The sequence below is a fragment of the Pseudomonadota bacterium genome (assembly GCA_016711215.1).
In the GTDB taxonomy this organism is placed as follows: domain Bacteria; phylum Myxococcota_A; class Polyangia.
Genome location: JADJTL010000003.1, coordinates 230,824 through 249,796, shown reverse-complemented (window position 1 = coordinate 249,796; position 18,973 = coordinate 230,824). Strand labels below are relative to the sequence as shown.

The following is an 18,973-nucleotide window of genomic DNA, read 5'->3' as shown; positions in this document are numbered from 1 at the left end:
AGGCCCTTCAGGCGGGTCGGCGCCCCAGGCCGTCCTGGCGCCGCTGCTGGCGCACGGCAGCGATGTCGAGGCGCGTCGGGCTGACGCGCACCAGGCCGTGGTCGGCGTCGACCAGCAGCGTCTCGCCATCGCTGATCCAGCGGAAGAGGTCGTTGACGCCGGTGACGGTCGGCACGCCGATCAGTTGCGCCAGCGTCGCGGTAGTGGCCTCCTGGACTGCGTCGCCGAGCACCAGCGCGCTGGGCTGACGGCGGCCAGAAATGAGCAGATCGTAGATCGTCAGCCGGTCGCCGACGAGGACCGCCCCGGGGGGCGTCTCGGTCAGCGAGGCGTCGCTGACCAGCGCCACCAAGGTCTCGCAAAGGTCATTGATGGTGTGGGCACGCTCGAGCGCGAAGTCTTCGCCCGCGCGCGTGGCGGCCCGCGCGGCCTCGCTGCCCGCGGTGAGCAGGGCGTGCGCGAGCGAGCTGCGGCCGTCGCAGCCCGCGAGGATGCGTTCGCGCAGGCGGGTATCGTCGAGAATCGAGTGCAGGGGACCGAAGACCGCCGTCTCGAGCCCGCGCTTGCTGGCGCGCTCGCCTTCGGCGGTGAGGGCCCGGCGGAGTTGGGCTACAGCGCGATCGAGCGCGAGGGCCGCGCTCTCGCTTGCCGCGACCGGGTTAGATCCCGGCGCACGAGCGGGCTCCGGTCGGCGCAGCGCCCAGGCGCGGCCAAAGGCCCGCCCGCGGACCACCGTGCGACCGGAGAGCGTGACGCGGCGCCGGCCCGGCGGTAGCGCGCGATGTTGCGCGCGCAGGGCGTCGACGAGACGCGCGCGCTCGAGCACGGCGGCGATCGGAGCCGTCAGGGCCACGGCCAGCTCGATCGTCGTGTCGCCGAAGGCGGCCTGAGCGCGCCGCTGCAGCACGAGCGCGCCGACGGGGCCACGGGGGCCGAGAATCGGCAGCGCCAGGAAAACCGGAAAGCGCTCCTCCTCAAGGCCGTCGACGTGATGGTAGCTCGTATGCTGGGGGGCCAGGTTGACGGAGATCGGTCGCATGCATTCGACTGCGACCCCGGTGATGCCCTGACCGATCGCCAGGCGCACCTCGCCCAGCGCCGCGGCGGGAAAGCCGACGTTGGCGCGCATCACCAGGTCTTCGCCCTCGAGGATGTAGATCGAGCAGACGTCCGCGCTGAAGACCTCGGCCAGGCGACGCGGCAGCTCGTCGAGGCAGGCTGAGAGCGGCTGGTGGTTGGTGACGAAGCGCACCAGGTCGAAGACGCGATCGAGCTGAGCGGCCTGACCGCGCAGGTGGATCGTGGGAACGAGCGCGGGCGTCGACATCGCGTGGACTCCGGGGCGGCGCGTGGCGGCCGGGGCTGGCCGGCCCGGCGCACTTTGGCGCCGAATCGCTGGACGGTCCAGCGCCGCCGATCGTCCCGCAGCGTCGCGGAGCGTCGCGGCGGAATAAAGCTGCTAGACTGGTCTGTATCTCAGAGCACAAACTAGGAGCTCATGGAGGAACGTCATGCGCCTGCCCGCCCCCTCGCTGCTCGTGCTCGTCCTCCTCGGCGCGATGGCCGCCTGCAGCGGCGGAACCGTGCGCCGAAACCACGCCGACGCCCGCAGTGATGCTCGAGGGCTGGCGGCAGGCCCGTGCTCGCAGCAGCCGCCGGCGATCGCTTGTGGGCAGCCCTGCGCGAGCGCGAAGCCGGCCTGCCCGTCGGGCTTTTACTGTGGCGATGATGGGCGCTGCACGGCCGAGTGCTTGAGCGCGGGCACGGGGTGCCGCGACGATCAACGCTGCAATGCCGACGGTCGCTGCGAGGCGCGGCTCACGCGCAGCGACGGCGGCAACAGCTGCGCCGACCTCGACGTGCGCCTGAGCGCCCAGACGCCGACGGTGGTCGTGATCGTCGACAAGTCGGCCAGCATGAATGCCGACTTCGGCGGCCATGCCGTTGGTGACGGGGAGGTCAGCCGCTGGGATGCGGTGCGCCAGACGCTGCTCGACGCCGACGACGGGGTGCTCCCGCCGCTGGTCCAGCGCGCGCGTTTCGGCCTCGCGCTCTACACGGCGACCAACGGGGGTAACGCGCCCGGCGTGGCGGCGATCGGCACCTGTCCGATGCTCGAGCTCGCCGCACCGCTCGTCGGATCCCTCGATACCTTGCGCGCAACCTACCTGCCTGAGAGCTGGCGTTCGCTCAGCGGCGGCGTTCAGGTGGCGCCGCCCGACCCGGATGGCTTCGTCGGCGAGGATACGCCCACCGGCGACGCGATCGACGGCGTGATCACCTGGCTCCAAGGCAGCGGCCAGCTGCCCAGCCCGACGGCCGAGCCCGTAACGCTGCTGCTGGCCACTGACGGCGAGCCCGACCGCTGTGAGGATGGTGACCCGGGGAGCCCCCCCCCCGCGCCCCCCCCCCCCCCCCCCCCCCCCCCCCCCCGGGCCGCCACGCGCCACCACATCCGCGCCCCACGGCAGCGGCACCTTCTACGAGGCCACCGACGCGGCGGCGCTGCGGACGGCCCTGCAGGCGATCGTCGCCGGTCAGGTGAGCTGCACGCTGGCGCTCTCCGGTCGCATTCCGGACCTCGAGAAGGCCTGCCTGGGAAGTGTGCTACTGGACGGTCGCCCGCTGAAATGCGGCAGCGACTGGCGCGCGGCCGACGCGTCGCAGGTCGAGCTGCTCGGCGAGGCCTGCGCGGCCTTCAAGAGCGGCAAAGCCGTCAGCGCTCGCTTCCCCTGCGACGCGATCATCGTCTACTGAGTACACCGCAGCGCAGCGCAGCGTCGAGGTCGCGGCCCGCGACGCGCGACCTCCACCTCGACTTGACATTGGTCGCGAATTCCCGCACCAGCAACAGCAGTGAGCCGGGCTCCTCCGGCCTTCTGACGTGGCGCATCGCGCGCAGGGAGCTTCGAGAGCATGCGCACTACCAAGCAGGCCGTCGCCGCGCTGGTCGGCTGGCCGGGTGCGGTCATGCCGGGTGGTCCCGATCCGAGCGTCGAGGCCGGTCGCGCGCGTCAGGGCGTCGTGGCCGCGGCGGCCGCCTACACGATCTGGGGGCTCTTCCCGCTCTACTTTCGCGCCCTGGCCGGTGTTCCTGCGCTCGAGGTCCTGGCCCACCGCATCGTTTGGACGGCCGCCGTGCTCGGCGTGGTGTTGACCGTGCTGAAGCGCTGGCCGTTGGTCGTCGCCGCGCTGCGCCGACCTCGCCTCGTCGCCGCGCTCGCGACGTCGGCCGTGGTGCTCTCGCTGAACTGGTTGATCTACGTCTGGGCCGTGCTGAAGGGCCGCGTGCTCGAGTCGAGCCTGGGCTACTTCATCAACCCGCTGGTCAGCGTGATGCTAGGTGTGCTCGTGCTGCGCGAAAGCCTGCGGCCGATTCAGGCGCTCGCCGTCGTCACGGCCGCGGTGGCGGTGCTGCACCAGGTGTTGGCGCTCGGTCACGCCCCGTGGATCGCGCTCGTCTTGGCCGTCAGCTTTGCGGTCTATGGGTTGATCCGCAAGGTGGCGCAGGTCGATGTCTGGGTCGGGCTCTTCTTCGAGACCGCCCTGATGGCCCCGCTCGCGCTGACCTATCTCGTGGCCATCGGCCTGCGCGGGGGCGGTGCCTTCGGTTCGCCACGCCTTGGGCTCGATGTGTTGCTGCTACTCGCCGGGCCGATCACGGCGGTGCCGCTCGTGCTCTTTGCGGCGGGTGCCCGCCGCGTGTCGCTCTCTACCCTGGGCGTGCTGCAGTACATCGCGCCGACGGGGCAGTTCCTGCTGGCGATCTTGGTCTTCCACGAGCGGCTGGCCCCGGCCACGCTGCGCTCCTTCACGCTGATCTGGCTGGCGCTGGCGATCTACTCGCTGGGCCTTCAGCGCAGCTCTCGCCGCCCGCCGCTTCGTGCTGGCCAGGCGCCGCAGGGTCGTCGCTGAGCGCGACGCTGCGGTAGATGGCCTCGACGAGCCTGAGGTCGTGCTCGGCGCGCGCGAGGTTCATCGCCGGCTCGCGCTGCTCCGTGCGCAGCGCGGCGAGGAAGTCGGTGAACATCGCCTTGGAGCCCGCCAGGTCGCTGACGCCAGGCAGTAGCAGCCGGCGTGATTTGCCATTGACCCAGATGAAGAGCCCGTTGGACTCGAAGGTGATCGAGCCGCACCGACCGCTGATGGTCGAGAGGTGCACGCCGTTGATCAACGCCGGCACCTCCCAGGAATAGGCCAGCGTCCCCACCGCGCCTTCGCGATAGGAGAGCGTGATCAGCATGCTCCGCTCCAGCGGGCCCGCCAGCGGTGTCGGCAGCAGGCCGCGCGCCGTCTGCAGCTCGAGGCCGATGTTGGCCAGCAGGTTGATCCAGTGGATGCCGCCCTCGAAGAGGGCGCCGCCACCGGCCAGCGCTCGATCGTCGCGCCAGCCGCTGGTGCGCTGACGCTTGGTGGCGTTGACCAGCACGAAGAGCACGTCGCCGACCACCTCGTCCGCGAGCAGCGCGCGCAGTCGGGTGGCCAAGGGCTTGTAGTAGTAGTTCTCGGCGACGAGCACCCGCCGTCCGCTGCTGGCGCAGGCCTGACGCACGGCGGCGACGTCCGCGGCGCGCAGGAAGGCCGGCTTCTCGACAATCACGTCCTTCCCCGCGGCGAGCGCCCGCAGGGTCCACTCGAGGTGCGAGGAGGGCGGCGTCGTGACGAAGACCACGTCGATCGTGGTGTCGTCCAGCGCCTCCTCGTAGCTGCCATAGGCGCGGACGCCGCGGTGCTTGGCGCAGGCGGCCAGCGCGCGCTCGCGGTCGCGGCTGGCGTAGGCGCGCCGCAGGGTCGGATCGAGCTTGGCGAGCGTCTTGCTGTGCAGGCGCGTGGCCAAGCCACAGCCGAGAAAGACCAGAGAGAGTGTGTCGCGAAAGGCCATATCAATCCTCGAGCGCGGCGCGACTCGCCCGCAACGCGTTGGCGGCAATGGTCAGACTCGGATTGACCGCGGCGGCGGTCGGAAAGGCGCTGGCGTCGACGACGAAGAGGTTGTCCAACCCGCGGAAGCGCGACTGGGCATCGAGCGCCGAGGTCTCGGGCGTCGGTCCCATGCGCACGGTGCCCAAGGCGTGGGAGAAGGTCTCGATCGTGCGGGTATGGGTCAGCCAGGCGCCGGCCTTGCGCATGATCCTGCGGGCCGCCTTGCCCAGCGCGCGCCGGGCGGCCAGGTCGCGCTCGCTGTAGCGGTGCGTGATCTCGAGCTGGGGCAGACCGGCGGCATCGCGGGTCTGCCAGTCGAGGCGGACGTGATTGTCGTGCTGGGGCTGGTCCTCGGCGATCAGCAGCAGGCCCGTCATGCGCTCGATCACCGGCGCGGCGATGGTGCCGAGCGCCCGCGGGATGTGGGCGCGGACCAGCCCGATCGGCGGCGTCTGGAGCTGCTGCAGGCTGCCGAGCTTGCCCTTGGGCTCGCGTACGGTCGGATGGCCGAAGTAGAAGTCGTGGACGCCGAGTTGCTTATGAAACTCGCGCTGCGGATCGGGCACGCGCGGGAAGACGCCGAAGACGATGCCATTGCAGTGCCGCATCAGATAACGCCCGACGACCTGCCCGCCGGGGTTGAGCTGATCGAGGCGCGACGAGAGCAGCAGATGCGCCGAGCCGAGCGCGCCGGCGGCCAAGGCCACGGTCCGTCCGCGGACCACCCGATGCTCTTGCGTGGCGAGGTCGAAGTACTCGACGGCGGTGACCCGTCGGCCCTGCTCGACGAGCCGAGTCACGAGCGCGCCCGGGCGCAGGCTCAAGCCCTGCCGCAGCAGCGCCGGGAGCAGGCCCGAGGCCAGATCGTTCTTGGCGCCGATCGCGCAGGCGAAGGTGTCGCAGGTGCGGCAGGCCGCGCAGACCTGACGCTCGTGGTCGCTGCGGTAGTTGATCGCCAGCGGCAGGGGAAAGGGTTTCAGCCCGCAGCGCTGGGCGCCGCGCTCGACCAACCGGGCGGCGCGCGAGAGCGCCTGAGAGGGCTGCGGGTAGTGGGTGCTGCGCGGTGGCTCGGTGGGATCGACGCCCGTGGTGCCGGCGACATCGAGGCGTCGCTCGGCCTCGGCATAGAAGGGCTCGAGCAGCTCATAGCTCAGCGGCCAGCACGCGCCCGAAGCGCCGACGATCGCGGGATCGACGGCCAGATCCTCCCGGCGCAAGCGCAACGAGACGCCGCCGTAGAAGACCGAGGCGCCGCCAACGCAGGCGCAGCTCCCGATGACCCTCGGCTTGCTGCCCGCGGCGACGCGATAGGGCGGCAGGGTGGAGTAATAGGGCGTCAGGTCGAAGGAGGCGTCGACGTCCCAGCAGCGCTCGTCGCGCGGCACCCAGTCGCCGCGCTCGAGCAAGAGTACGCGCTTGCCGGCCTCGACCCAGGGCGCCGCGAACATCGCACCGCCGAAGCCGCTGCCAATCACGATCAGATCGAACTCTGTGTTCTCGTCGCTCATCGCCGCCTTCATCTCGCTGGCTGTTGGTCCGCTGGCCTACGCCCCGCCGCTGAGCCGCTGAAGCAGCTCGAGGTAGCGCGGTACCACGGCGTCGAGGCTGTAGTGCGCCTCGACCCGCTGGCGTCCCGCAGCGCCCATCGCCTCGCGACGCGCGCGATCCGCGGCCAGCGTCAGGAGCCCCTCCGCCCAGGCGTCGGCCGTCTCGGCGTGGTAGCCGTCCACGCCCTCGCGGACGATCTCGCGGTTGGCGCCCAAGGGCGTCGCGATTACGGGGATGCCGCGCGCCATGTACTGGATCAGCTTGAAACCGCACTTGCCGCGGTTGTAGGGGCGATCGACGAGCGGCATGATGCCGACGTGGGCGGTCGCCAGCGCGGCGACCTCGCGCTCCGGCGACCAGCGGTGGAAGTCGACGGGCAGCCCTGCGAGCCACGGTTGATCGCAGCGATCGGCGACGATCAGCAGCCGACCCTTGGTCTCACGCAGGACGCGGCGCAGCGGGTCGAGCACCAAGCGCAGCTCGCGGAGATTCGACGACAGCCCGGTCCAGCCGATGGTGAAGGGGGCGGCGGGGCCAGGATCGCTGCGCACCGCGAAGCGGGCCGTATCGACCACCGTCGGAATCACGGTCGTCTTCTCGGGCCGGTCGACGCCACGGAAGAGGTATTGGTTGCCGACGATCACGTGTCCAACGCGTTGGACAATGCGCCGAATTTGCAGGCCCTCGAGGCCCCAGAGGTTATGGAAGAGAGCATCGTCCATGTCGAAGATCGTCGGCCGGCGCCGCGCCACGATCGTCTCGAGCGCGATGCTGACAGAACGGAGCAGCGGGCGTTGGATGAAGACGAGATCGTGCTCGTCGAGCTCGCGCAGCGCGCTGAGGCCGCGGAAGAGCTGGGAGGGGCGCCAACGCCCGTCGGTTTCGCCGCGGAGGCGCGGCCGAATCGGTCGCACGGTGCAACGCAGTCCGGCCGCAACCAAACGCGGCACGAGCTGGTGCACCCGGAATCGGCTCGAGGGAACCCATTCACCTTGGACCAAGAACAGGACGCGCGGGGCGTCTCGAGACACGAGGTACTCCGTCCAGCCGCGTACCGTGGATCGCGCGTCGGCTGGGGCAGGGAAGTGCGGCCGGGTCATACTCGCCACGTCCTGGCTTGGCAAGGGCGGCGTGGCCGCCTGGCCGGGCGCGAGGACGTGGTGAGGGCCGATCAGATCGCGTAGTCGCCGACGAAGACGCGGCTGCTCTGCAGGTCGACGAAGACATGGTCGCCCTCGCTGATGCTCAGCGCCAGCACCTGCGGCGTTGGCATTTCGACCAGCAGCTGCGCGCCACCGTCGAGCGTGAGCTGCAGCTTGACCTGGCCGCCGACGCGCCGCAGGCGGGCGACGCGCGCCTCGATCACCTGCCCCGCGCCACTGGCCAGGCGGGCGACCTTGACGTCATGGGGTCGCACCACCGCGTGGACGGCGTCCCCTTCCTGCGCGCCCTCGGGCACGCGCAGGGCCACCGTGCCGGCCTCGACGCGACCGTCGCGGACCGTGCCGCTCAGCACGTTGGCGCCGCCGACGAAGGCGGCAACCTGCGGCGTGGCCGGCTCATCGTAGATCGCGGCTGGGCTGGCCGCCTGGGCCACGCGCCCGTCGAACATCACGACGACGTGCTCGGCGAGCTCGAGCGCCTCGCCCTGGTCATGCGTCACCATCAGCGTCGTCAGCCCCGTCTCGTGGTGCAGCTCGTGGAGCCATTGGCGCAGCTCGTGGCGTACCCGCGCATCGAGTGCACCGAAGGGCTCGTCGAGCAGCAACACGCGTGGTCGCACGGCCAGGGCGCGGGCAAAGGCCACGCGCTGGCGTTGGCCGCCCGAGAGCTGGGCCGGGTAGCGCGCGCCGAGGCCCTCGAGCCGGACCATGCTCAGCAGTTCCTCGACCCGCGCGTCGATCGCGCGGCGTCCCAGACGCCGAAGCTCGAGCCCGAAGCCGATGTTGCGCCGGACGCTGAGGTGATCGAAGAGCGCGTAGCTCTGAAAGACGAAGCCGACGCCGCGCCGGCGCACCGGGAGCCCGGAGACGTCCTGCCCCTCGATCGCGATCGAGCCCCCGTCGGCAACCTCGAGCCCGGCGATCATCCGCAGCACCGTCGATTTGCCCGCGCCCGAGGGGCCGAGCAGCGCGGTGATCGCGCCCGGCGGCGCGGCGAAGCTGACGTTCTCGACCGCCAGCGCTCCACCCTTGGCGTAGGCCTTCGTCAGGTTGCTGACGACGACGCTCATGCCGCGCCACGTTTCTGCTCGAGCGCGCGTTTGGCGACGAGCGTGAGCAGGGAGAGCAGCGTCAGCAGCGAGGCCACGGCGAAGGCGCCGACGAAGTTGAAGTCGTTGTAGAGCGTCTCGACGTGCAGTGGCAGCGTCGTCGTGACCCCGCGGATATGCCCCGAGACGACGGAGACGGCGCCGAATTCACCCATCGCGCGCGCGCTGCAGAGCACGACGCCGTAGAGCACGCCCCAGCGCACACGGGGCAGCGTGACGCGGAAGAAGGTCTGCCAGCCGTTGGCGCCGAGCGTCAGCGCCGCCTCTTCGGGCTCGCGGCCCTGACTCTGCATCACAGCCAGGACCTCGCGTGCGACGAAGGGGAAGGTGACGAAGAGCGTCGCGATCACGATGCCGGGCAGCGCGAAGATCACGTGGAGCTGCCGTTCGGCGAGCCACGGTCCGAGCCAGCCCTGACGGCCGAAGAGCAGGACAAAGAGCAGCCCCGCGACCACGGGCGAGACGGAGAAGGGGAGGTCGAGCAGGGTCAGCAGCACGCCCTTGCCGGCGAAGCTGAAGCGGCCGAGGGCCCAGGCCGCCACGAGGCCGAGCACCGCGTTCAGCGGGACCACGAGCGCTGTGACCCAGAGCGTCAGTCTGATCGCCGCCGCCGCGTCGCTCTCCGTGACGGCGGCCAGGTAGGCCTTGGCGCCCCCTTGCAGTGCCTGGCTGAAGACGGCGATCAGGGGCAGCAGCAGGAAGAGACCGACGAAGGTCAGCGCGACGGTGATCAAGAGCGCCCTCGCGAGCTTGCCCTCGACAGGCTCGCGCGCGGCGGCCGCCCGGCCCGCGCGCGCGCGGGCCACCAGCGGCGGCGTGATGGGGGCGCGCTCAAGCACCGCGTGCCTCCGTCCGAGCGCCCCAGCGGTGCAAGAGATTCACGGCTAGCAGCAGGAGCGCCGACATGGCCAGCAGCGCCAGGGCCAGGGCGATCGCCCCGGCGTAGTCGTATTGCTCGAGCTTGCTGACGATCAGCAGCGGCGTGAGCTCGGTGTGCAGCGGCATGTTGCCCGAGATGAAGACGATCGAACCGTACTCGCCGAGGGCGCGGGCGAAGGCCAGCGTGAAGCCGGTGGCCCAGGCGGGGGCGATCGCGGGCAGCAGGACGCGGTAGAAGACCTGCCAGCGCGTGGCCCCAAGGACCAGCGCGGCCTCCTCGACCGTGGGATCGAGCTGCTCGAGCACGGGCTGGACCGTGCGGACGACGAAGGGCAGGCCGATGAAGATCAGCGCCACGACGATGCCCAGCCGGGTGAAGGCGACCTGGATCCCGAGCGGCTCGAGCAGGCGCCCGAGCCAGCCGCCCGGCACGTAGAGCGTGGTCAGGGTCAGGCCCGAGACGGCCGTCGGCAGGGCGAAGGGCAGGTCGACCAGCGCGTCGACCAGGGCGCGGCCGGGGAAGCGGTAGCGAATCAGCACCCAGGCCAAGAGCAGGCCGAAGACCGCGTTGGCGGCGGCGGCCGCCAGCGCCGTGCCGAGGCTGAGCTGAAGGGCGGCCACGGCGCGGGGCTCCGTTACCGCGCCCCAGAGCTCGCGCCAGCCGAGGGTCGTGGCCTTGAGCACCAGCGCCGAGAGGGGCAGCAGCACGACCAGGCCCAGCGCGAAGCAGGTCAACCCCAACGCCGGAGCGAAGCCTGGGAGCACGTGTCTGCCGCGTCGTCGCTGGGTCATGGCCGTGGCCCGACCTAGCACGTGCGCGCCGCGCGGGGAATGGGCAGCCGCAGCGCCGCGCGCGGCCTCGGCGGGCCATTGATAGCGGCTGGCGAGAGGCTGGCGCGAGCCCGGCGTGGCGGCTATAGTTCCCGCGCTTGGTTTATTTGCTCGCCATCGCAGCGCTTGCCGTTCTGATCGTCGTCCACGAGTTCGGGCATATGTGGGTGGCGCGGCGCTGCGGCATGCGGGTGGAGAAGTTCAGCATTTTTTTCGGCCCGGTGCTGTGGCGCTGGAAGGGCCGGGAGACGACCTACCAGCTCGCCACCGTGCCCCTCGGGGGCTACGTGCAGATCGCCGGGATGAACCCCGAGGAGGCTCTGGCGGCCGACGACCAGGGCTCGTACCAGAACAAGCCGGCCTGGCAGCGCTTCCTCACCATCCTCGCCGGGCCTGGGATCAACTACGTCTTCGCCATCGCGCTGATCTTCGCGCTGGTGCTGATCTGGGGCCAGCCACGACCGCTGGTCGCGGTGGGCGAGGTGATGCCGGGCTCGCCGGCGCAGCAGGTCGGCCTGCGGGCCGGGGACGTGCTGCGTCGTATCGACGGCGTGCCGATACGGGAGGCCGTCGACCTCACGGCCGCCGTTACCAGCAGCGGAGGTCGACCGCTGACCATCGAGGTCGACCGCGGCAAGGCGCCGCAGCTCCTGCGGGTGGCGGCGCGCCAGGACGACGGCATCTATCGCATCGGGATACGCTTCGCCCCTGTGCCGGCCTTCGAGCGCGTGGGGCTGCTCCGGGCGGCGACCTACAGCGTGACCTATCCGGTCGTGCAGTCGCTGGCAATGCTCCGCATGCTGGGGAAGCTGGCGACGCGGCAGATCAGCGCCAAGCAGGTCGAGGGTCCGGTCGGGATCGTGCACCAGCTGAAGCTCAGCTTCGAGAGCGGCGTGGCCGCCGCCGTCTTGCAGATCGCGTTGCTCAGCGTCTGCCTCGGCCTCTTCAACCTGCTGCCGCTCCCGGCCCTCGATGGCGGGCGGCTCGTGTTCCTGGCCTTCGAGATGCTGACGCGCAGGCGCGTCAGCCATCGCGTGGAGGCGTTTGTCCATACCGTTGGGTTCGTCCTGCTTTTCGGCGTCCTGCTGCTGGTGACCTACTCGGACCTCCGGCGGCGTCTGGGCTGAAGGGGGCGCGCACGACCATTGCTACGCAGGAACGACCATTGCTACGCAGGAACGACCATCGCTACGCAGGAACGACCATCGCTACGCAGGAACGACCATCGCTACGCAGGAACGACCATCGCTACGCAAGGAGCTGTCGATGACCGACAAGGCCTCATTCACCAAGTACGAGCATCAGGTCCTGCCGAGCTTTCGGCATCGGCTCAGTCAGGCCGAGTCGAGCGAGGACGTGAGGAATTCCTTCGCTCATACGGCGCAGGAGCTGCTGGATAAGGTGCTGGCGGGGCGCGTCGCGGTGGGCCAAATGGACGTCGCGCTGACGCCCGACGAGGCGCCCTTCTTCGTGATCAACGAGCGCTTGAGCGGCGATGCGGAGCTGGCCTCGATCTGCGCCGGCTCAGATTTGCCCAACGTGCTCGGTCGACTCGCCGAGGCGGCGGTCCATCGCCAGCGGCACATCGAACGCCATCCCGAGAAGACCAACGCAAAGATTCGTGGCTGAGCCGCGGCTCAGGTGTCGATGCGAGGCGCCCAGCCGAGCGGATCCGCAACGCGGCCGTGCTGAAGATCGTTGATGTGGTCGAAGAGGCGGCGTGAGAGCGGGCCGGTCTGGCCGTCGCCGACCCGATAGACCTGCCCCTTGTAGGCGAACTGGCCGACCGGTGAGACGACCGCCGCGGTGCCGGTGCCGAAGACCTCACGCAGGCGCCCGGCGTTGGCCGCCTCGACCACCTCGTCGATCGCCAGCGGGCGCTCCGTCACGCGACAGTCTCCCCACTCGCGCAGCACCTGCAGCACCGAGTCGCGCGTCACGCCAGGAAGCACCGTGCCCGTCAGCGGGCTGGTGATCACCTCGTCCCCGAGGCGGAAGAAGATGTTCATCGTGCCCACCTCTTCCACGTAGCGCCGCTCGCGCCCGTCGAGCCACAGGACCTGGGTGTAGCCCTGGCGTTTGGCGTCGAGCTGGCTGAGCAGCGTGGCGGCGTAGTTGCCGCCTGTCTTGGCCTCGCCCACGCCACCCTGAGCCGCGCGCACATAGCGATCTTCGACGAGGATACTGATCGGATTGAACCCCTCCGCGTAGTACGCGCCAACGGGGCCCAGGATCACGTAGAGCAGGTAGCTCTGCGACGGATGCACGCCGAGGTAGGGGTCGGTGGCGATCATGTTCGGGCGGATATAGAGCGCAGAACCCGAGTCCGCTGGCACCCAGGCGCGATCGAGCAGCACCAGCTCGCGGATCGCCTGCTGCAGGCCCTCGGCCTCTGGTGGCGGCATGCACATCCGGCGCGCGGAGCGCTGCATGCGTTCGACGTACTTGGCGAGGCGAAAGATGCGCAGCCCGCCGTCGTCACCGTGATAGGCCTTGATCCCCTCGAAGATCTGCTGGGCGTAGTGCAGCGTCATGCAGGCCGGATCGAGGCTCAGGGGTTGATAGGGCACGATTCGCGGATCATGCCAGCGCTGCGCGGGATCGTAGTTCCAGAGCAACATGTGGTCGGTGAATTGGCGCCCAAAGCCGAGCTGTCCAGCCGGCGGTTGGGCCTTGCGCTGCGCCGGGTCGGCGGCTTGCACCCGGATCTTCATGGTCTCCTCCTACGGCCCGACCGACCGACGCCGTGGCGCCGCGATCGAGCGTGTCTCAGTGTGCCGGACAGGAAACGCTCAGGCAATCGGTACGGGGGGCCGGTCGACGAGGAAGGCGACCTCGGCCGGCTCGAGCCGGACGCTGCCGCTGGCTGGCCAAGCTTCGCCGTGCGCGGGCGCCAAGCTCGGGCGCAGCAGGGTCGCGCCCACGGGTACGCCGCGTAGCTCGCCGACGTCGAAGTGCTGGGCTTCATGCCAATCCTTGTTGATCAGCAGCCAGCAGGGCGCGCACTGGGCGGCGTTCTTGCGCAGCGCCAGCGTGGGACGATCGAAGCTCGTTTGCGGCTGCCAGTGGCCCTCGAGGCCGAGCACCGGCACCGCGCGCTTGATGCGGTTGATGGCCGCGACGAAGGCCTGCAGATCGACGCCGCCCTGCTCCCAATCGCTCGGCCGCGTGGCGACGACGTGCAGGCGCTTGCTGAAGCCGAACTCATAGCCGATCGGCATCATCAGCCCGGCCGAGAAGGCCGCGGCGAACGCGTAGCGCTGGCGCTGAACGGCGGCGCTGCCGCCGCTCTCGGCCATCAGGCGCGCGGTGTCGTGGCTCTCTGGAAAGGCGATCGAGGGCGCGACGCGACCGTATTGCTCGTGTTGGTCCAGACACCAGGGCTGGTCGAAGTTCCACCACTTGCTGCTGTTGAAGAGGTAGTCGAAGCCCGCCGGCGCCAACGCCTGGACCTCGCTCGGCCGGCAGCCGAGGGTCTCCGCCGCGAAGACCACGTCGGGCCGCCGCTGGCGCGCGCTGCCGATGAGCTGCTGCCAGAGGCGCGCCGGCACCTTATAGGCCGCGTCACAGCGAAAGCCGTCGAAGCCGAGGTCGAGGTAGGTCTGGATAAGGTGGGTCCAGAAGGCCCAGAGCGTCCGTCGCTCGGCCGAGCCCGCGTTATCCACCTCGGCCAGATCGCCCCAGACGGTCACCTTTCGGGCATCGTCGGGGTCGACCGCCGATGGGCTGAGGACGTGACCTTGGCCATCGAAGCGAAACCAGCGCGGATGCGTGGCGACGAGGGGCGAATCCTTCGCCGTGTGATTGATCACCAGGTCGTACATGACGCGCAGGCCCTGCGCCTGGATCGCCGCGATCACCTCGGCCAGAGCGTCGAGGGTTTCGGCGCTGCCGGCCGGCAAGAACTCCGGGTTGAGGCGCTCGAGGTCCTTGATCGCGTAGAGGCTGCCGGAGAACCCCGGATACTGGACGGGATTGAGGTAGACCCAGTCGAACCCCAAGGCCGCAGCGCGAGCCGTGTGTTCCGTCCACTGATCGAGGGTGCCGGCGAGGCGCGGGAAGAGAGAGTAGATCAGCATGGCGACGCGGGAGCATACTGCGGGTCGGCGCCAGCGCCAACTGCCTTGCCTGACGCTGTCTTGCCCGAGCGATCGATCTGCTGAGGGGCCGCAGGGGGGCGTCCGGCGCCCGCCTTTGTTGCCGTCCGCTGAGCCAGGTACGTTATACTTTTCCGCACGATGATTCCCTTCTCGAAGCACTGCACCGCCCCGCGCGAGCTGCAGTACCTGCAAGAGAGCCTGGCGGGCGGCCACCTCTCGGGCGATGGCCCCTTCACGCGGCGGGCGGCGGCGCTGCTCAGCGCGCGGATGAACGGGGCGCCTGTGCTCCTCACGCCCTCCTGCAGTGATGCGCTCGAGCTGGCGGCGTTGCTCTGCGACCTCGGCCCGGAGGATGAGGTCGTGATGCCGTCGCTGACCTTCTCGTCGACGGCCAATGCCTTTGCGATCCGCGGCGCGGCGCTGCGCTTCGCCGACGTCGACCCCGGAACCTTTTCGATGGAGCTGCCGCAGTTGCTGGCGGCGGTCACGCCGGCGACCAAGGTGGTGGTCGCCGTGCATTACGGTGGGGTTACCCGCGACCTGGCGGCGATGCGCGCCTACTGTGCGGAGCGTGGCCTGCGCCTGGTCGAGGACAACGCGCACGGGCTCTTCGCGAGCTGTGACGGGCGGCCGCTGGGGACCTTCGGTCAGCTCAGCACGCTCAGCTTCCATGGCACGAAGAACGTCAGCTGCGGTGAAGGCGGGGCCGTGGTGGTCTCCGATCCAGCGCTGCTCGCCCGCGCCGAGATCCTGCGCGAGAAGGGGACCGATCGTCATCGCTTCCTGCGCGGCGAGGTCGACCGCTACACTTGGCGCGAGGTGGGCTCGAGCTTCCTGCTCGCCGATGTGCTCGCGGCCTTGCTGACGGCGCAGCTCGAGCACGCCGAGACGATCCAGGCGCGCCGCCAGGCGCTGGTCCAGCGCTACCGCGAGCGGCTGGCACCTCATGCCGCGGAACTCGGTCTCGAGCTGCAGCAGGTCCCCGCCGGATGCACGCCGCCGGCCCATCTGCTGGCGATGCTGCTGCCGCCCGAGGTCGAGCGCGGGCGCGTGCTCAGCGCGATGCGCGAGCGCGGCGTCCAGGCGACCAGCCACTACGAGCCGCTGCACCTCGCGCCGGCCTACCGGGCGCCCGTGCGCCGCGGGGCGCTGTTGCCGCTGCCCAATACAGAGGACATCGGTCGCCGCCTGCTGCGCCTGCCGCTCTTTCCGGAGTTGACGCTGGAGGCTGCGGACCTGGGCGTCGAGGCGCTCTGCGAGGTGCTTCAGGCGCTGGGCGCGGGCGGGCGGGGTCGGGCGACGTAGAAGACGACGCGATGCAGCGGCGTCCAGCGCTGCTCGTGGACGAGCTCGAAGTCGCGCCGCAAGAGTGCGCGTAGCGTCTCGGCGCTGCGGGGATGCGCGCCGCGGTCGAAGCGCCAGAGCAGGCGGCCGACGGGATACCAAGCCACCCAGGTGGGCTCCGCCAGCAGCAGCCGTCCCTTGGGGCCGAGGACGCGGGCGATCTCCGTCAACGCCCGCGCGAGCTGGTCGGTGGTCAGGTGGTGCGCCACCGCCGTCAGGAGCACCAGGTCGACCGTGCCGCTGGCAAAGGGGCAGCGCGTGGCGTCGGCGAGCATCGCCTGCCCGGGCCGGCCGCGCGCGCGCCAGCCCCCCAGCTTCTGCGCGTCGACATCGAGGCAGAGGTAGAGCCCCGAGCCGGCGAAGAGCTGGCCGCGATGTCCGGTTCCTCCACCGATATCGACGACGATGCGCCGGGCGCAGAGCCGCGCTGCGCTGGCAATGCGACGGTCGACGCTGTGGGTGCCCGCCAGGGTCTGGACCAGGTCGTAGATCCAGGGCACCGCGACGATGCGGTGGGCGAGGCGAATCAGCACTTGCCGGTCGGCTCCGGGGCTGGCGCGGGCGCGCTCTCCCCTGGGGCTGCGGTGCGTTCGCGTACCGTGTAGGGCAGGCGGTCCATCATGCGGAAGTGCATGCGCGCGAGGTACTCGCCGATGATGCCGAGCGCGAAGAGCTGTGCCCCGGCGAAGATCGAAATGATCGAGGCGAGGAAGGGGAAGCCCGGGATGCCGCCGCCGGCGATCCAGTAGCGCAGCAAGGTGAAGGCGAGCACCCCGCCGCCGAAGAGCGTGAAGACGAAGCCGAGGATGCTGGCCGCCTGCAGCGGGCGCACGCTGAAGCCGGTCATCATGTTCAGCGCGTGGGCGATCAGGCGACCCACGGTATAGGTCGACGCGCCGATCGCGCGCCGCTCGTGGCGCACGGTGATCGCGGTGAAGCGCGTCGTGCCCCAGGTCAGCAGCACGTCGATCGAGACGAAGGGGCCGCGGAAGGCGGCGAAGGCCTGGCGCAGGGTCGTGCGAAAGGCGCGGAAGGCGCTGACGTGGCGCGCGGTGGCGACGCCCATCGCGCTGGCCAGGGCGAGCTTGGTCACGTAGGAGGCCAGGTCGCGCAGCAGCCCGTGCTGCTCGGTGGCGGGGCGACCGTAGACGACGTCACAGTCGTCGCCGAGGGCGGCGAGCAGCCGCGGGATCTCCTCGGGCGGGTTCTGCAGGTCGTCGTCGATCGTCACCACCACCTCGCGCCGCGCGGCGCGGATCCCGCAGAGCAGGGCGTTATGCTGGCCCGAGTTGCGCATCAGATTGATGCCGCGAATCGACGGATAGCGCTGCGCGAGCTGCTCGATCACGCGCCAGCTATCGTCGCGACTGCCGTCATTGACCAGGATCACCTCGGCCTGCGGGTCGAGGCCGTCGAGCACCGGCTGCAGTCGCTGCATCAGGCTCGGCAGGCTCGCCGCGCTGTTGTAAACGGGTACCACCACCGAGACGGTCACGAGGCGTGCTCCCCTCTGGCCGCGGCCAGCTCATGCGCCAGCTTGCGCCGCCAGACCTGCAGGTTGCCGAAGCGTTGCTCGAAGACGTAGCCGCGCGCCAGCAGGGTGTGGAAGGCCTCGAGCGACATGCGGTTCGAGGGCGGCGGTTGAGCCACGACGACCAAGGCCGGCACGCGTTGCTCGAGCGCGGCCACGACCTTGGCGAAGGCGCGCGGCGAGTAGCGCGCCACCGCGTAGTAGAGCTGCTCGGGCACGGCCGCCGGTCGATCCGCGAGGTAGTAGAGATCGGCCTGCGAGAAGGCGACGTAGATCGGCTCGCCGGGCTGGGTCTTGGCCTGGATGTAGCGCGCGAGCGGCGCGCTGAAGACATAGCCGGGCCGATGGTAGCACTCCCACGAGGCGCGCAGCGGGTCGTAGGTCCAGAAGCGCGCGTTGTGCAGCGCGAAGAGCGCCAGCGCGGCGGTCGCCAACGAGGCCCAGCCCCAGCGCTGAACGCGCTGCCACGGCGAGCTGCGCCAGCGCTGGCTCTCCCAGAGCTGGAGCGCGCCGAGCCCCGCCAAGAAGCAGAGCGGCGGCAGGAGCTGAATGAAGAAGTGCCAATCCCACCAGACGCCGACGCCCAGGCCGACCCAGGCCGCAAACAGCCAGATCAGGGCAAAGAGGCGTGCCTTGCCGAGGGGTCGCAGCGCGGCGCTGACGAAGAGCAGCGCGGGGAAGGCCCAGGCCGAATAGGTCGCCGAAACCCCCGCCCACCAGCGCGCCAGCGTCGCGCCCAGCGCCGTGATCTCGGGTGCGTAGACCTCGCGGCGGACGACCACCATCGCGTACCAATAATGACTCCAGCCGATCGCGAGGCCGTGCAGGAGCGATGGCACGACGCCAACCACGCCGCCGAGACCAAAGACGAAGAGCGCACGCCAGCCGGGGCGGGTCGCCGCGATCCAGAGCAGGCCAAAGACCGCGCCCTCGATGCCGCTGGGCTTGAGGTTGGTCGCGATCGCCGTCAGCAGGCCGGCCCAGAACCACTGCTGCTTCCAGAGCGCATGCGCCGCGAGCACGAGCGGCAGCAGCGTGAAGATCTCGGCGTTCGCGCTGAAGCCCTCGATCACCGGGCTGGCGCTCAGCAGGGCATAGGTGCTGGCGCTGATCCAGGCGGCGCGCGACCCGAAGACGGTCCGCACCAGGGCAAAGAGGGCGAGCGTCGTGGCCGCGTTGTAGAGCGCCGCGAAGACGCGGATCGCGATCACGTCGCCGCCGAGGGTCGCGAAGATTAGCTTGTAGAGCAGGAAGATCCCTTCCGGTCGCCCGAAGGGAATCTCGCGATAGAGGCGCGTCTGAGCGGTCCAATGACGCGCCACATAGGCATAGCCGCCCTCGTCCGTGATCATCGGCACGTTGAAGAAGGGCCAGCGAATCGCGACGGCAGCGACGGCGAGGCCGAGCAAGAGCCCGAGCGTCTTCCAATCGCTGGGTCCGCCGACGTCGAACGCCGAGCCGGCGATCGGCGGGTCGCCTCGCTCCAGCTCCTTGGCGTTGGCTGCGCGCGGCGCCTGGCCGCGCCGAAAGAAGCCCCACATCGCG

General features: G+C 70.4%; 17 protein-coding genes. 5 read left to right on the top strand and 12 right to left on the bottom strand.

What is annotated here, in order from left to right:
* Positions 1–7: 7 nt before the first annotated feature.
* The gene (locus IPL40_10055) at positions 8–1,327 is read right to left on the bottom strand and encodes a GAF domain-containing protein (protein MBK8481503.1); all 1,320 of its coding nucleotides are present in this window, start codon (positions 1,325–1,327) and stop codon (positions 8–10) included.
* A gap of 1,214 nt (positions 1,328–2,541) precedes the next feature.
* On the opposite strand from IPL40_10055, the gene IPL40_10050 reads away from it, so the two are divergent.
* Both IPL40_10050 and rarD read left to right on the top strand, forming a co-directional pair.
* Positions 2,542–2,757: a hypothetical protein gene (locus tag IPL40_10050; protein MBK8481502.1), complete on the top strand. Its 216-nt coding sequence runs from the start codon at positions 2,542–2,544 to the stop codon at positions 2,755–2,757.
* A gap of 213 nt (positions 2,758–2,970) precedes the next feature.
* Positions 2,971–3,915, top strand: a complete 945-nt coding sequence (gene rarD / locus IPL40_10045; GenBank protein ID MBK8481501.1) for an EamA family transporter RarD — start codon at positions 2,971–2,973, stop codon at positions 3,913–3,915.
* On the opposite strand, the gene IPL40_10040 is transcribed toward rarD, so the two are convergent.
* From IPL40_10040 to cysT, 6 genes are all read right to left on the bottom strand, one after another.
* Positions 3,812–4,882, bottom strand: a complete 1,071-nt coding sequence (locus IPL40_10040; GenBank protein MBK8481500.1) for a Gfo/Idh/MocA family oxidoreductase — start codon at positions 4,880–4,882, stop codon at positions 3,812–3,814. The two genes, rarD and IPL40_10040, sit on opposite strands and share 104 nt — an antisense overlap.
* A 1-nt stretch (position 4,883) precedes the next feature.
* Positions 4,884–6,431 (bottom strand): GMC family oxidoreductase, encoded by a 1,548-nt coding sequence (locus IPL40_10035; GenBank protein ID MBK8481499.1) that lies wholly within the window; start codon positions 6,429–6,431, stop codon positions 4,884–4,886.
* 36 nt (positions 6,432–6,467) lie between these two features.
* Positions 6,468–7,502, bottom strand: a complete 1,035-nt coding sequence (locus IPL40_10030; protein MBK8481498.1) for a glycosyltransferase family 4 protein — start codon at positions 7,500–7,502, stop codon at positions 6,468–6,470.
* A gap of 140 nt (positions 7,503–7,642) precedes the next feature.
* Positions 7,643–8,704 (bottom strand): ABC transporter ATP-binding protein, encoded by a 1,062-nt coding sequence (locus IPL40_10025; GenBank protein ID MBK8481497.1) that lies wholly within the window; start codon positions 8,702–8,704, stop codon positions 7,643–7,645.
* Positions 8,701–9,549, bottom strand: a complete 849-nt coding sequence (gene cysW, locus IPL40_10020; GenBank protein ID MBK8481496.1) for a sulfate ABC transporter permease subunit CysW — start codon at positions 9,547–9,549, stop codon at positions 8,701–8,703. The genes IPL40_10025 and cysW overlap by 4 nt, the downstream gene beginning before the upstream one ends.
* Before the next feature lie 25 nt (positions 9,550–9,574).
* Positions 9,575–10,414 (bottom strand): sulfate ABC transporter permease subunit CysT, encoded by an 840-nt coding sequence (gene cysT / locus IPL40_10015; GenBank protein MBK8481495.1) that lies wholly within the window; start codon positions 10,412–10,414, stop codon positions 9,575–9,577.
* A 137-nt stretch (positions 10,415–10,551) separates the two neighbouring features.
* Here cysT and IPL40_10010 point away from each other — a divergent pair, with 137 nt between their 5' ends.
* Positions 10,552–11,580 (top strand): site-2 protease family protein, encoded by a 1,029-nt coding sequence (locus IPL40_10010; GenBank protein ID MBK8481494.1) that lies wholly within the window; start codon positions 10,552–10,554, stop codon positions 11,578–11,580.
* A 139-nt stretch (positions 11,581–11,719) separates the two neighbouring features.
* Positions 11,720–12,082, top strand: a complete 363-nt coding sequence (locus tag IPL40_10005; protein ID MBK8481493.1) for a hypothetical protein — start codon at positions 11,720–11,722, stop codon at positions 12,080–12,082.
* 8 nt (positions 12,083–12,090) lie between these two features.
* Here IPL40_10005 and IPL40_10000 read toward each other — a convergent pair whose 3' ends face one another.
* Positions 12,091–13,167, bottom strand: coding sequence for a branched-chain amino acid aminotransferase (locus IPL40_10000; GenBank protein ID MBK8481492.1), 1,077 nt, complete (start codon positions 13,165–13,167; stop codon positions 12,091–12,093).
* A 78-nt stretch (positions 13,168–13,245) separates the two neighbouring features.
* Entirely contained in the window at positions 13,246–14,532 is a 1,287-nt protein-coding gene (locus IPL40_09995; GenBank protein MBK8481491.1) for an alpha-amylase, read from the bottom strand.
* 159 nt (positions 14,533–14,691) lie between these two features.
* Here IPL40_09995 and rffA point away from each other — a divergent pair, with 159 nt between their 5' ends.
* The gene (rffA, locus tag IPL40_09990) at positions 14,692–15,858 is read left to right on the top strand and encodes a dTDP-4-amino-4,6-dideoxygalactose transaminase (GenBank protein MBK8481490.1); all 1,167 of its coding nucleotides are present in this window, start codon (positions 14,692–14,694) and stop codon (positions 15,856–15,858) included.
* Here the strand turns inward: rffA and IPL40_09985 are convergent.
* Genes IPL40_09985 through IPL40_09975 form a run of 3 tightly spaced genes read right to left on the bottom strand, consistent with a single transcriptional unit; the run spans position 15,819 to position 18,969 of the window.
* Positions 15,819–16,430: a methyltransferase domain-containing protein gene (locus IPL40_09985; protein ID MBK8481489.1), complete on the bottom strand. Its 612-nt coding sequence runs from the start codon at positions 16,428–16,430 to the stop codon at positions 15,819–15,821. The genes rffA and IPL40_09985 overlap by 40 nt on opposite strands.
* Positions 16,424–17,392, bottom strand: a complete 969-nt coding sequence (locus tag IPL40_09980) for a glycosyltransferase family 2 protein (GenBank protein MBK8481488.1) — start codon at positions 17,390–17,392, stop codon at positions 16,424–16,426. The genes IPL40_09985 and IPL40_09980 overlap by 7 nt, the downstream gene beginning before the upstream one ends.
* Positions 17,389–18,969: a hypothetical protein gene (locus IPL40_09975; protein MBK8481487.1), complete on the bottom strand. Its 1,581-nt coding sequence runs from the start codon at positions 18,967–18,969 to the stop codon at positions 17,389–17,391. Before IPL40_09975 ends, IPL40_09980 begins: the two co-directional genes overlap by 4 nt.
* Between the last annotated feature and the right edge of the window lie 4 nt (positions 18,970–18,973).

What these genes read in the sequence shown, in the direction of transcription:
- cysT (MBK8481495.1), bottom strand. Translation starts at nt 10,414, where the DNA reads ATGACCCAGCGACGACGCGGCAGACACGTGCTCCCAGGCTTCGCTCCG.
- IPL40_10000 (MBK8481492.1), bottom strand. Translation starts at nt 13,167, where the DNA reads ATGAAGATCCGGGTGCAAGCCGCCGACCCGGCGCAGCGCAAGGCCCAA.
- IPL40_10035 (MBK8481499.1), bottom strand. Translation starts at nt 6,431, where the DNA reads ATGAGCGACGAGAACACAGAGTTCGATCTGATCGTGATTGGCAGCGGC.
- IPL40_09975 (MBK8481487.1), bottom strand. Translation starts at nt 18,969, where the DNA reads ATGTGGGGCTTCTTTCGGCGCGGCCAGGCGCCGCGCGCAGCCAACGCC.
- IPL40_10005 (MBK8481493.1), top strand. Translation starts at nt 11,720, where the DNA reads ATGACCGACAAGGCCTCATTCACCAAGTACGAGCATCAGGTCCTGCCG.
- IPL40_10025 (MBK8481497.1), bottom strand. Translation starts at nt 8,704, where the DNA reads ATGAGCGTCGTCGTCAGCAACCTGACGAAGGCCTACGCCAAGGGTGGA.
- IPL40_09995 (MBK8481491.1), bottom strand. Translation starts at nt 14,532, where the DNA reads ATGCTGATCTACTCTCTCTTCCCGCGCCTCGCCGGCACCCTCGATCAG.
- rffA (MBK8481490.1), top strand. Translation starts at nt 14,692, where the DNA reads ATGATTCCCTTCTCGAAGCACTGCACCGCCCCGCGCGAGCTGCAGTAC.
- IPL40_10055 (MBK8481503.1), bottom strand. Translation starts at nt 1,327, where the DNA reads ATGTCGACGCCCGCGCTCGTTCCCACGATCCACCTGCGCGGTCAGGCC.
- IPL40_10040 (MBK8481500.1), bottom strand. Translation starts at nt 4,882, where the DNA reads ATGGCCTTTCGCGACACACTCTCTCTGGTCTTTCTCGGCTGTGGCTTG.
- rarD (MBK8481501.1), top strand. Translation starts at nt 2,971, where the DNA reads ATGCCGGGTGGTCCCGATCCGAGCGTCGAGGCCGGTCGCGCGCGTCAG.